Raw genomic sequence first — 13,168 nt, 5'->3', positions numbered from 1 at the left:
TTTACAGAGGAATGTTGCCGTGTTTACGCGCAGGATTCTTCAAGTCTTTGTCTTTGAGCATTGCTAGTGAACGTGCAATACGTTTACGAGTCTCGTGCGGCAGAATGACATCGTCAATATAGCCACGACGACCCGCTACAAACGGGTTAGCAAACTTGGATTTGTACTCGGCCTCACGTGCTGCGATTTTTTCAGGATCCGATTTCTCTTCCCGGAAAATAATTTCAACAGCCCCTTTAGGGCCCATCACAGCAATCTCTGCTGAAGGCCAAGCAAAGTTCACGTCACCTCGTAGATGCTTGGAAGCCATCACGTCATAAGCGCCACCATAGGCCTTACGTGTAATCAAGGTTACTTTAGGTACCGTGCAATCTGCGTACGCATAGAGTAATTTCGCACCATGCTTAATGATGCCGCCGTATTCTTGAGCGGTGCCAGGCATAAAGCCTGGAACGTCAACCAAAGTCACTACTGGAATATTGAAGGCATCACAGAAGCGCACAAAACGAGCTGCCTTAATAGATGCCTTGATATCCAAGCAACCAGCAAGAACCAAAGGTTGGTTAGCGACAATACCGATTGAGCGTCCTTCGATGCGTGCAAAACCAATCACAATATTCTTTGCGTAGTCAGGCTGTAATTCGAAGAATTCGCCATCATCCACAATCTTCTCAATCAACTCTTTCATATCGTAAGGTTGATTTGGGTTTGATGGAACCAAGGTATCCAAGGAGAAATCAGGCTCTTCAGTACGATTAGCACCTTTAATCAAAGGCGGTTTTTCACGATTTGAGAGCGGCAAGTAGTTGAAGAAACGACGCAACATCATGATTGCGTCAACATCGTTATCAAATGCGAGATCACATACGCCCGACACTGTGGAGTGCGTTACAGCACCGCCTAACTCTTCGGCAGTGACGTCTTCATGAGTAACAGTCTTAACCACTTCAGGACCAGTCACGAACATGTATGAGCTATCTTTGACCATGAAAATGAAGTCGGTCAAGGCTGGTGAGTAAACCGCGCCACCAGCTGACGGACCCATGATCAGAGAGATCTGTGGAATCACGCCAGACGCAGTCACATTGCGCTGGAAAATTTCAGCATAGCCACCGAGTGATGCGACACCCTCTTGAATACGTGCGCCACCAGAGTCATTTAAACCAATCACAGGTGCGCCAACTTTGAGAGCTTGGTCCATGATCTTGCAAATCTTTTCAGCATGCGCTTCTGATAAGGAGCCGCCTAGCACGGTGAAATCTTGTGAAAACACAAATACCAAACGTCCGTTGATCATTCCATAACCAGTAACCACACCGTCGCCTGGAACTGTTTGATCGCCCATACCAAAGTCATGGCAACGATGCTCAACAAACATATCCCATTCTTCGAAAGTGCCAGCATCTAGCAAGAGCTCAATACGCTCGCGAGCGGTTAATTTGCCCTTGGAATGCTGAGCCTGAATACGCTTTTGCCCGCCACCCAATCGGGCAAGCTCACGCTTGGCTTCCAGTTGTTGAATGATTTCCTTCATTTCCTGCTCCTTAGAAAAATTCATGCCCCATGGACTCCAGTAGTCTTCTTGCTGCTACTGAGGCCGCCATAGTTCCTTGATTTACTTGTGCAACCAAACTTGGTAGAAGTTCTTGCACCGCCACATTGCTACGAAATGCATTCTTGAGTCCGGCATCGATGCGATCCCACATCCATGCGCCTGCTTGATGTTGGCGACGGGAATCAAATTTACCGTTCGCCTTTTGAAGTTTTTGGAAGTGAGAAACCTTATCCCATAGCTCTGGGACGCCCTTGCCTTCCAAGGCACTTAAGGTCATCACTTGAGGGTGCCAAAACTCTTTGTCGTGCGATGCATGATCGGGATTGCCTTGGAATCCCAATAATCGCAATGAACTGGTAATAAAGAGCTGGGCACGCATTGCAGCATCTGGATCTATATCAACCTTATTAATCACAATCAGGTCGGCGATTTCCATCACCCCTTTTTTGATTGCTTGGAGATCATCACCGGCGTTCGGCAACTGCAATAACAAGAACATATCGGTCATACCAGCAACCGCGATTTCGCTCTGCCCTACACCAACCGTTTCCACAATGATGACGTCAAACCCTGCCGCTTCAGCGACCAACATGGCTTCACGCGTCTTCTCGGCTACACCGCCTAAGGTGCATGAGGATGGACTTGGACGTATGAATGCATTTTCTAAAACAGATAAACGTTCCATGCGGGTCTTATCGCCGAGAATTGATCCCCCGGACAAACTAGATGAAGGATCGATTGCCAAAACGGCTACCCGATGGCCTTTTTCTATGAGGTAAAGGCCCAAAGATTCAATTAAGGTTGACTTACCAACGCCTGGCACCCCGGAAATACCGAGACGGAATGATTTGCCCGTTTTAGGCAATAAAGAATTGAGTACGTCATCAGCGCGATGACGGTGATCTAGGCGTGTTGACTCAAGCAAAGTAATGATCTTCGCCAGTGCGCGTCGCTGTTTAAGCGATGGCGCACCAGTGAGATCATTCACTAGATCCTGATCAGCAGCTTCGAGCATGCCTGTGATCCGTATTAAGCGGGTTTAACAGACTTGCGAATTTGCTCAAGCACATCCTTGGCTGATGCCGGAATAGGAGTGCCAGGACCGTAAATTCCTTTTACACCTGCCTCATAGAGGAATTCGTAATCTTGTCTTGGAATCACGCCACCAACAAACACAATGATGTCGTCTGAGCCTTGTTTTTTCAATTCAGCAATGATGGCCGGAACTAATGTCTTATGGCCGGCCGCCAAAGTAGAAACCCCTAAGGCATGTACGTCATTCTCAATCGCTTGACGAGCACACTCTTCAGGGGTTTGGAATAAAGGTCCGATGTCTACGTCAAAGCCTAAGTCAGCATAGGCAGTGGCAACCACTTTCGCGCCGCGGTCATGTCCATCCTGGCCTAACTTAGCAATCATTACCCGCGGACGACGTCCGAAATCTTTAGCAAAGTCAGCGATTTCTGTTTGGAGTTTTGCCCAGCCCTCAGCTGAGTCATAAGCGGCTGCATACACACCGGTCACCTTTTGAGTATCGGCGCGATGGCGCCCGTAAACTTTTTCTAATGCATCTGAAACTTCACCAACGGTTGCACGCAAACGAATAGCGTTTACCGACAACTCTAATAAGTTACCGGAGTTATCTTCTGCAGCCTTAGTTAAAGCCTCTAATGCGGCCTGTACTTTTTGAGTATCACGTTTTGCTTTAATGTCTTTGAGACGTGCGACCTGACCTTCGCGCACCTTGTCGTTATCAATCATCAACACATCAACAAGATCTTCTTTACCAAGTTTGTATTTGTTAACGCCAACAATCACATCAGAGCCTGAGTCAATCTTCGCTTGTTTTTCAGCGGCAGCTGCTTCAATTTTCAGCTTAGCCCAACCACTCTCAACCGCCTTAGTCATACCACCCATGGCTTCTACTTCTTGAATGATTTCCCAAGCTTTATCAGCCATCTCTTGCGTGAGATTTTCCATCATGTAAGAGCCAGCCCATGGATCGATCACGCTCGGAATATGAGTCTCTTCTTGAAGAATTAACTGTGTATTGCGGGCAATACGACTGGAAAACTCTGAAGGAAGCGCAATCGCCTCATCCAATGAGTTGGTATGCAATGACTGTGTGCCGCCAAATACGGCAGCCATCGCTTCAACAGTAGTTCTTACAACGTTGTTGTATGGGTCTTGCTCAGTCAGAGACCAGCCAGAAGTTTGGCAATGCGTACGAAGCATCAAAGACTTTGGATTCTTTGGCTCGAAGGATTTCATGATCCGCCACCATAACAAACGAGCAGCACGTAACTTAGCAACCTCTAAATAAAAATTCATGCCAATCGCAAAGAAGAATGAAAGGCGTCCAGCGAAGCCATCTACATCCAATCCTTTTGCTAAAGCAGTTTTGACATACTCTTTACCGTCTGCCAATGTAAACGCCAATTCCAATACTTGATTGGCGCCAGCTTCTTGCATGTGGTAGCCCGAGATTGAAATCGAGTTGAACTTAGGCATGTGCTTAGCGGTGTACTCAATAATGTCACCGATGATGCGCATGGATGGCTCTGGCGGATAAATATAAGTATTACGCACCATGAACTCTTTCAGAATATCGTTCTGAATCGTTCCAGATAACTGCTCTTGCTTCACGCCTTGCTCTTCACCGGCCACGATGTAGCCAGCCAAAACAGGTAATACAGCGCCGTTCATCGTCATTGAAACAGATACCTTGTCTAGCGGAATGCCATCAAACAAGATCTTCATATCTTCTACGGAATCAATCGCAACACCAGCCTTACCAACGTCACCGGTAACACGAGGATGATCGGAGTCGTAACCACGATGGGTTGCTAGGTCAAACGCAACGGATACACCTTGACCACCCGCATCTAATGCTTTGCGATAAAAGGCGTTCGATTCTTCAGCAGTAGAAAAGCCTGCGTACTGACGAATAGTCCAAGGACGCACTGAGTACATCGTCGCTTGTGGTCCGCGTACAAATGGTTCAAAACCGGGCAAAGTATCGGTGTAATTGAGCCCCTCAATATCCGATGATGTGTACAAAGCTTTTAAGTGAATTCCATCAGGTGTCTTCCAACCCAAAGAATCAACGTCACCATTAGGGGCTGATTTCTGGGCTGACTTCTTCCAGGCATCGAGATTGGTATCTGGAAATGGTGGCCATGAATTGTTTTCTTTAGAACTCACAAAAACTCCCGTTTAATTTTTGTTGCATTGCATCGAAATGTCCTTACATTCTGCTTGACAATTTTCAATTTGTCTACATAATGTATTCATAATTATGAATACAAAACTGAATAATAGACCCCTATACGAAGACGTCGCTGACAGGCTTCGCGAACAGATCTTTAGCAAGCAATTAGCTCCTGGAAGCTGGTTGGATGAGCAATCCTTGGCGGATCAGTTTGGCATTAGCCGCACACCAATGCGTGAAGCGATTAAGGTTCTAGCTTCTGAAGGCCTGGTAACCATCAAAATGCGTCGGGGAGCCTACGTTACCGAGGTTATCCGCAAAGACTTGGAGCAGATTTTTACCATTCTGGCCCTACTAGAGGGTCAAGCAGCCAAAGAAACAGCAGTCAAAGCAACCGAGGCAGAGTTAAACCTTCTGGATCACCTGCATCATCGCCTGGAAAAAGCTGCAGCTGATCGGGATATAGAGCAATTTTTCGAGATTAATGGCAAATTTCATGAGTTAATACAAGAAATTGCTGGAAATCGATGGATGAATGGCGTTATTGCTGATCTGCGTAAAGTGCTTAAGCTTCACCGCAGAGATTCGCTTACCAGCACCGGAAGATTGCAAAACTCTTTAGTGGAGCATCGGGAGATTCTGAGATCCATTCTGAAGCGAGATGAACATGCAGCAGAGCAAACGATGCGCAAGCATCTAGAAAGAGGCCTTGAAGCGCTTCGTTAATTTCATATAACCGATAAAAAACAAAGGCTTAGATGATCAATCTAAGCCTTTTTTGTAAGTAGCCAGAGCTACTAAGAATTACTTTTTCACTACAAAGTTACCGGGTAAAGAAGCAATATAAGCAGCCATATCTTGTAAGTCTGCATCGCTAAAGTTTTGCACTTGAGAACCCATTACCGCGTTATTGCGACCAAACTGGGCATTTCCGTTACCTACTTTATAGGCCTTCAAAGCGTAGTATAGGTAGTCAGCGTATTGACCAGCTAGTTTTGGGTAAGCAGGCAGGATTGGCGCATTAAGACCAGCACCATGGCAAGAAGCGCAATTAGCCTTCTCTACTAATGCCTGACCTTTTTCTTTGTTAGCAGCATTTGCTACGTTTACTAAACCAATGCTCGATAGCAAAACTGCAGTAATGAGGGCAAATTTCATAAAAGTATCTCTATGTATCTTTATTGAATGAATTACTTCAATGGGTTGTTAGGTGAGCTGGCAGTTTGCGCAGCGTAATACTCGCCAATATCGGCCATGTCTTGATCAGACAAGCTGGCAGCAATAGAACGCATCGTAGGATGCTTTCTTTCGCCTTTTTTGTAAGCAGCCAACGCACTAGCGATGTAGGCGGCATTTTGACCACCAATCATAGGCACCTTGTAAACCAATGGGTAATCTGCACGATATTCAGGAATTGAGTGGCAACCAACACAAAGCCAAACCTTGCCGTTACCTGCAGCAGCATTACCTTTAACTTCATCAGCCTGAGCAACAGAGCCAGCAAAAACCAAAGCTGCAGTTACGGCCAATTGAGGAAGAATGGAGAGTTTTTTCATAGAAATCATTATTAATGAGTTTGATTTAGATCAATTTGGGAAGAGTATAGCGGACAGCCGCCCTTCTCGCCATTCTGGAGGCCAAAATCAGTAGAAACACTGAAAATTTTGCCTCATTTACCTATACTTGAACGCTTAAACAAGCACTCCTTAGGCAGGCCATGAGCAAATCGACCCCATCATCCCAAAACCGCTTTTCAGGCAGCCAAAGCTACGTTGCCACTGAAGACCTTAAATTAGCTGTAAATGCCACCATTGCGCTGCAACGTCCTCTGCTAATAAAGGGTGAGCCAGGTACGGGCAAAACCATGCTGGCCGAAGAAGTTGCGGCCGCCCTCAACATGCCGCTCATGCAATGGCATATTAAGTCCACCACCAAAGCTCAACAAGGTCTTTATGAATACGATGCCGTAAGTCGCTTACGTGATTCTCAGTTAGGCGACGAGAAAGTCAAAGATATTCGGAACTACATTGTGAAGGGGGTCCTCTGGCAAGCTTTTGAAGCCAATGAGCCGACCGTTTTATTGATTGATGAAATTGATAAAGCGGATATTGAGTTTCCCAATGACTTATTGCGCGAAATTGATCGTATGGAATTTTATGTTTATGAAACTCGGGAATTAATCAAAGCAAAACACCGCCCTCTAGTTATCATCACCTCAAATAACGAAAAAGAATTGCCTGACGCATTCTTGCGTCGCTGCTTTTTCCACTACATCACTTTTCCAGATGCTGGCACTATGCAAAGCATTGTCGATGTCCATCACCCCAATATCAAACAAGATCTATTGGATGCAGCCCTCAAGGCCTTTTATCAAATACGCTCCCTACCGGGTCTTAAAAAGAAGCCTTCTACATCGGAGTTAATTGACTGGCTCAAGCTCTTGTTGGCCGAGGATATTCCACCGGAAGCTTTGTATAGCAACGATGAAAAGATTGTCGTACCACCATTACATGGCGCCTTACTTAAGAATGAGCAAGATATTCACCTATTTGAGCGCTTGGTGATGATGAATCGCAATCATCGCTAAAGCATTTAACGATAACGCTCTGCGTCTATGTTGATTCAATTCTTCTTAAATCTGAAAGAGGCCAAAGTGCCTGTTTCAGTGAGAGAGTTTTTAACTCTTCTGGAAGCTTTGAAATCTGGCGTCATCAATCCATCGATTGATGAGTTTTATCAGCTTGCTCGTATGACTTTGGTGAAAGACGAGCAACACTTTGATCGTTTTGATCAAGTGTTTGGCAGCTACTTCAACGGTATTGAACAAATCATTGCACTTTCCCCAGATATTCCCTTGGACTGGCTAGAGAAAAAGCTTCAGCGCGTACTGACGGATGAAGAAAAAGCAGCACTTCAGAAACTAGGTGGGCCTGATGCACTTAAAAAGAGACTTGAAGAGCTCCTAAAAGAACAAAAAGAGTGGCATGGTGGCGGCAATAAATGGATTGGTGCTGGCGGCTCCTCACCTTTTGGCCATAGCGGCTATCACCCAGAAGGCATTCGAATTGGCGGCGAGAGCGCTGGCAATAGAAAAGCAATCAAGGTTTGGGAAGCGCGTGAGTTTAAAGACTATGACAGTGATTTGGCTTTAGGCACACGCAATATCAAGGTAGCTCTACGTCGTTTACGTCGCTTTGCTAGAGAAGGCTCTACCCTAGAGCTTGATTTAGATAAAACGATTCATTCCACCGCAGCGAATGCGGGAATGCTTGATATCAAAATGCGTCCCGAGCGCCACAATCAAGTAAAAGTATTGCTTCTCATGGATGTTGGCGGCTCGATGGACGATCATATTCAGCGTATTGCTGAATTATTCTCTGCCGCTAAAGCCGAATTTAAACATCTAGAGCATTATTACTTTCATAACTGTGTTTATGAAAACCTCTGGCAAAGCAATCGTCGCAGACGCGATCAAGCAACGCCAACCCAAGACATCATCAATAAATATGGTCCAGACTACAAGCTGATATTCGTTGGCGATGCAACAATGTCTCCTTATGAGATTCTGAGTCCCAATGGCTCGGTGGAATACAACAATAAAGAAGCTGGTGCCGTTTGGATCAATCGATTAATTGATCACTTTCCCCATTTTGCTTGGCTTAACCCTGAGCCAGAATCTATTTGGCAATATCGTCAGTCAATTGACATCATGCAAAACCTCATGAAGGATCGGATGTATCCAGTGACCTTAAATGGCCTTGAGAGTGCCATGCGTCAACTTTCCAAGTAAGATTTGGATATTCAGTCTTTAAACTCTCTCTTTAATTGAAATCAACATATTGACCATGACTACAAACATTAGCGAACGCCTTAAAACTCTTGGTATTGATTTGCCGCCTCCAGGACCTCCAGCTGCAGCCTATGTCATGGCAGCAACCACTGGCAACACCGTTTTCTTATCCGGGCATATTGCTAAACGCGATGGCAAACCTTGGGTAGGAAAGCTTGGTAAAGACATGGATACCGATACGGGCAAGGCAGCTGCGCGCTCTATCGCAATTGATTTAATCTCGACTTTGCAAAATCACTTAGGCTCTTTAGATAAGGTAAAACGCATTGTTAAGGTAATGGGCTTAGTGAACTCAACCGACACCTATACTGAGCAACACTTAGTGGTGAATGGCTGCTCTGAGTTACTTTTTGAAGTGTTTGGTGATGCCGGCAAGCATGCACGTAGCGCTTTTGGTGTTGCGCAAATTCCGCTGGGTGCTTGTGTTGAAATTGAACTCATCGCTGAGATTTAATTCAATTACATTCATTTAATAGGATCAAGCCCTAGTTTTTGGATGTCGGCCTGGGAGTCGACATCCATTAGATAAGCTGGGTTATTGCTTACAAATGTTTTGACAAGCTCTGGATGCTGATCCATAAAGGGTCTACAGACCATTCCCGGTATTAAGAGAATTTGATCAATCACCCTTCTCGAAAATAGCACTGGGTTGCCGCGCTTTTCATGCACCATGGGCAATACGATCTCTTTTCCCGAACCCGCTTGTTTAAATTGCAATACCAAAGCCTCAATCTCTGGGCTGCTGATATTCGGTTGATCGCACAATGCAATTATCAAAACATCATAGTCAGACTGTAGTGACTCTAAGCCTAACCTCACTGAAGAGGGTTGCCCTGATTCAGGCATTAGATTTTTGACAGTAGACAGCGAATATGGGCAAGCACTTTTCAGACTTTGAACTTCTTGTTCAACTTCTGCAGAATAAAAACCAGTAACAACCAGGGTTTCTATCGGCTGGAGAGACTGGACTGAAGTGATAAAGCGTTTCAATAAGGTGTCACCTTCTTTTTTCAGTAGCGCCTTAGGAAATCCACCCAAACGACTCCCCTCGCCTGCAGCCAACAACAAAATGGCTAGACGCATATTTGGGTTTTTGGAAGATTCACTAAAAATAGTCATTAGAGTGATAATAAATAGTTATCTATAAAGTAATGTCAAAAGTAAAAAAGCATGAACAGCACTGATCTCAGCGTCCTTAAATCTGCCGTGGAATGGCTCCAATCGGGCCAATCTGTAGCGATTGCCACTGTAGTCCAAACATGGGGCTCTGCTCCACGACCCGTTGGCTCTTGGCTGGCGATACGTGCCGATGGACAGGTAGCGGGTTCAGTTTCAGGTGGATGTGTAGAAGACGACCTTATCCGCCGAGTGCAAACTGAAATACTGACACGCGATATCCCAGAAATGGTCGTTTATGGTGTAACCCAACAAGAGGCAGCACGTTTTGGACTTCCCTGTGGTGGCACCCTTCGTTTATTAGTTGAACCCAAACCAGAACTGTTTATTTTAGAAAAGTTGCTGGAGAATATTTCTTCACATCAAATTACCCGTCGCTCAGTGAACTTCCGCACTGGCAAATCTACCCTCAGCACTGGTGATCGTAGCGACGAGTTTGCTTGCACCGAAGAGCTCATGCAAACTACCTATGGTCCGCGTTGGCGCATGGTCATTATTGGCGCAGGACAGCTCTCTCTATACACGGCTGATTTTGCTTTGGCTTCTGACTTTGAAGTCATCGTGATTGATCCCCGCGAGGAATACGCAGAAGGCCTCAATCGCACGGACATTACTTTTTTTAAAGGCATGCCTGATGACGTCTTGTTAGAAATCGGCGTAGATTCTCATACAGCTGTCGTAGCCCTGACACATGACCCTAAGTTGGATGATATGGCCTTAATGGAGGCGCTGAAATCGACCGCTTTTTATGTGGGCGCACTAGGAAGCCGCAAAAATACTCAGAAACGCAAAGAACGCTTACTTGAATTTGATGTGAGCCAGGAGCAACTGGAAAAATTACATGGCCCCGTTGGGCTTTATATTGGGGCCCTCACTCCACCAGAGATCGCGGTATCGATTCTGGCCGAAGTGATTGCCGTCAAATACGGGATTAGCGTTCCCAAGAAAACGTAAGGTCTTAGTTAGCTGTGAGCTTGCCATCTTTTAAGCGTGGCTCTACAAAGTGACCTTTACGTGCACGGTTACCCGCAAACGATTTCAAGGTTTTTGCGTCCAAGCTCAGTTCGGTTGGCTTGCCAGCGCGTCCCGCTCCGGAGTAAGTTGCGCCATCAGGGCCTACAGCAATTGCTGAGGCCAAGAACTCTTTATCGTCTAAGCCCATCAAGATCACTCCTTTGCCGCCAGTGGGCAAGCGTTTGAGCTCATCCAATGGGAAGACTAGCAATTTAGAGGCTTCTGATAAGCAGGCAACTTGCTTCATACCTACTTTGACTTTTGCCGCACCCAAAGGTGCATCACCTGGAACCTTGGCATCCATACTCAAGAATGATTTACCCGCTTTATTGCGAGTAGTCATATCGGCAACATTGGCCAAGAAACCAAAGCCTGCTTTAGTAGAAAGCAATACCAAATCATCAGCCTGGCCTGCATAGTAGGCAACCATTTGTGAGCCTGCAGCTAAATTAACAAAGCTGGTCAATGGCGAACCATCACCTCTTGCGCCGGGTAATTCACTAACGGGTACGGTATACACGCGACCATCACTACCAAATCCTTGAATGACATCAACTGTTCTCACCTCAAAAGTGGCATATAAAGCATCGCCTGCTTTGAAGCTAAATTGCGTTGCATCATGCTCATGCCCTTGACGAACGCGGACCCAACCCTTTTGAGAAACAATTACCGTTACCGGCTCATCAATCACCTTAGTTTCCGCTACGGCACGCTTATCTTCCTGAATGAGGGTGCGACGATCATCACCAAAATCCTTCATATCGGATTCGATTTCTTTGATGATGCGTTTACGCAAAACGGTATCGCTTTGCAGCAATCCCTCTAAGTCATCGCGCTCCGCTTTGAGTTCTTTAAGCTCTTGCTCGATCTTGATACCCTCCAAGCGAGCCAACTGACGCAAACGAATGTCCAGAATATCTTCTGCTTGACGATCGCTTAACTTGAACTCTTTAATCAAATCCGCTTTTGGCTCATCGCTATTGCGAATGATCTTGATCACCTTATCAATATTAAGAAGAACGATTAAACGCCCTTCCAAAATATGCATACGATCTTTAACTTTACCCAAGCGATGTTGTGTTCTACGGGTAACCGTAGCGACCCTGAACGCAATCCACTCAGAAATGATTTCTTTTAAGCCTTTTTGACGTGGACGACCATCATTACCAATCATCACCAAGTTCATTGGCGCATTGGACTCTAATGAGGTATGTGCAAGCAATAGGTTCACAAACTCATTCACATCAATATTTTTGCTCTTAGGCTCAAATACCAAACGGACTGCTGCGTCTTTACTAGACTCGTCGCGCACACCATCGAGCACATTCAGAATGGTTGATTTGAGATTATTTTGCTCGGGTGTTAAGGTCTTTTTACCAACCTTCACTTTAGGATTGGTAATCTCCTCGATCTCTTGCAAGACACGTTGTGAGGATGTTGCTGGTGGCAATTCATTGACCACAATCTGCCATTGGCCGCGAGCCAACTCTTCGATTGACCAGCGTGCGCGCACTTTAATACTGCCGCGCCCTGCCTCATATATCTGTGCAATTTCTGCAGCAGACGAAATGATTTGCCCACCACCTGGATAGTCAGGGCCAGGCATGATCTCTAGCAACTCTGCAGTACTCATCTTCGGAGACTTCATTAAAGCAACTGCAGCAGAGGCGACTTCACGTAAGTTATGAGAAGGAATCTCCGTGGCCATACCGACAGCAATACCGGATGCGCCATTGAGTAATACAAATGGAAGACGTGCTGGTAATAGCTTAGGTTCCTGGAATGAACCGTCATAGTTTGGCGCGAAATCTACAGTACCTTCGTCAATTTCGCTTAAGAGCAAACTAGCAATCTTGGTTAAACGAGCTTCGGTGTAACGCATTGCTGCTGCGCCATCGCCATCGCGTGAACCAAAATTTCCTTGACCATCAATTAAGGGATAACGCAATGAGAAGCTTTGCGCCAAACGAACCAAGGCATCGTAGGCTGATTGGTCACCATGCGGATGGAATTTACCAAGTACATCGCCAACTACACGGGCACTCTTTACTGGCTTCGCATCTGCTCGCAATCCCATCTCGCTCATCGAGAACAATATGCGACGCTGTACTGGCTTTTGACCATCAGCTACATCTGGTAATGCGCGCCCTTTAACGACGCTAATGGCGTAGTCTAAATAGGCACGCTCTGCATAAACCGCTAAAGTTAAGCTGTCTTTACCATCTTCGTTTAAGTCGACAGTCTTAGGATCATGATTACTGGAGCCACCGCCAGAAGAAGCAGCAACTGCTGGCGCCTCATCGACTTCAACAATATCCATTTCGATTGGGTTGGAGAATAAATCCGCCTGATCCGCTGGATT

At 45.8% G+C, this 13,168-nt stretch carries 12 protein-coding genes; 5 read left to right on the top strand and 7 right to left on the bottom strand.

The genetic code is table 11. From position 1 onward, the window contains the following. Position 1 precedes the first annotated feature (1 nt). From ICN23_RS08935 to scpA, 3 genes are read right to left on the bottom strand one after another with little or no spacing between them, the layout of a single operon-like run. A complete protein-coding gene (locus ICN23_RS08935) occupies positions 2–1,534 on the bottom strand; it encodes an acyl-CoA carboxylase subunit beta (protein ID WP_216231791.1) in 1,533 nt (510 codons plus the stop codon). Between the two features lie 10 nt (positions 1,535–1,544). Then, the gene (meaB, locus tag ICN23_RS08930; protein WP_216231790.1) at positions 1,545–2,570 is read right to left on the bottom strand and encodes a methylmalonyl Co-A mutase-associated GTPase MeaB; all 1,026 of its coding nucleotides are present in this window, start codon (positions 2,568–2,570) and stop codon (positions 1,545–1,547) included. A 14-nt stretch (positions 2,571–2,584) separates the two neighbouring features. After that, the gene (gene scpA / locus ICN23_RS08925) at positions 2,585–4,759 is read right to left on the bottom strand and encodes a methylmalonyl-CoA mutase (protein WP_216231789.1); all 2,175 of its coding nucleotides are present in this window, start codon (positions 4,757–4,759) and stop codon (positions 2,585–2,587) included. A gap of 94 nt (positions 4,760–4,853) precedes the next feature. On the opposite strand from scpA, the gene ICN23_RS08920 reads away from it, so the two are divergent. Continuing rightward, a complete protein-coding gene (locus ICN23_RS08920; RefSeq protein ID WP_216231788.1) occupies positions 4,854–5,492 on the top strand; it encodes a GntR family transcriptional regulator in 639 nt (212 codons plus the stop codon). A gap of 78 nt (positions 5,493–5,570) precedes the next feature. Here the strand turns inward: ICN23_RS08920 and ICN23_RS08915 are convergent, their stop codons facing one another. Together ICN23_RS08915 and ICN23_RS08910 are read right to left on the bottom strand one after the other, a co-directional pair. Continuing rightward, positions 5,571–5,924, bottom strand: coding sequence for a cytochrome c (locus tag ICN23_RS08915; protein WP_216231787.1), 354 nt, complete (start codon positions 5,922–5,924; stop codon positions 5,571–5,573). A gap of 32 nt (positions 5,925–5,956) precedes the next feature. After that, positions 5,957–6,322 carry a cytochrome c gene (locus ICN23_RS08910; protein WP_251374473.1) on the bottom strand — a complete coding sequence of 122 codons (366 nt, stop codon included), beginning with the start codon at positions 6,320–6,322 and terminating at the stop codon, positions 5,957–5,959. A 161-nt stretch (positions 6,323–6,483) separates the two neighbouring features. Here ICN23_RS08910 and ICN23_RS08905 point away from each other — a divergent pair, with 161 nt between their 5' ends. The 3 genes from ICN23_RS08905 to ICN23_RS08895 are packed head-to-tail and all read left to right on the top strand — an operon-like array spanning position 6,484 to position 9,070. Next, on the top strand, positions 6,484–7,353 hold the full coding sequence (locus tag ICN23_RS08905) for a MoxR family ATPase (protein WP_216231786.1): 870 nt from the start codon (positions 6,484–6,486) through the stop codon (positions 7,351–7,353). A 27-nt stretch (positions 7,354–7,380) separates the two neighbouring features. After that, positions 7,381–8,556, top strand: a complete 1,176-nt coding sequence (locus ICN23_RS08900; RefSeq protein WP_216231785.1) for a VWA domain-containing protein — start codon at positions 7,381–7,383, stop codon at positions 8,554–8,556. A 55-nt stretch (positions 8,557–8,611) separates the two neighbouring features. Next, positions 8,612–9,070, top strand: coding sequence for a RidA family protein (locus tag ICN23_RS08895; RefSeq protein ID WP_370624771.1), 459 nt, complete (start codon positions 8,612–8,614; stop codon positions 9,068–9,070). Positions 9,071–9,081: 11 nt separating this feature from the next. Here ICN23_RS08895 and ICN23_RS08890 read toward each other — a convergent pair whose 3' ends face one another. Then, entirely contained in the window at positions 9,082–9,699 is a 618-nt protein-coding gene (locus ICN23_RS08890) for an NTP transferase domain-containing protein (RefSeq protein ID WP_255532741.1), read from the bottom strand. Between the two features lie 87 nt (positions 9,700–9,786). Here ICN23_RS08890 and ICN23_RS08885 point away from each other — a divergent pair, with 87 nt between their 5' ends. Further along, complete coding sequence (locus ICN23_RS08885; RefSeq protein ID WP_216231782.1) at positions 9,787–10,746, top strand: XdhC family protein; 960 nt, start codon at positions 9,787–9,789, stop codon at positions 10,744–10,746. Between the two features lie 4 nt (positions 10,747–10,750). Here the strand turns inward: ICN23_RS08885 and parC are convergent, their stop codons facing one another. Continuing rightward, positions 10,751–13,126, bottom strand: coding sequence for a DNA topoisomerase IV subunit A (gene parC / locus ICN23_RS08880; RefSeq protein WP_216231987.1), 2,376 nt, complete (start codon positions 13,124–13,126; stop codon positions 10,751–10,753). Positions 13,127–13,168 lie beyond the last annotated feature (42 nt).

The organism is Polynucleobacter sp. MWH-Jannik1A5, from assembly GCF_018881795.1.
Taxonomy (GTDB): Bacteria; Pseudomonadota; Gammaproteobacteria; order Burkholderiales; family Burkholderiaceae; genus Polynucleobacter.
Note: the sequence above shows the minus strand (reverse complement) of the source record. Positions and strands in the feature narration are given on the sequence as shown.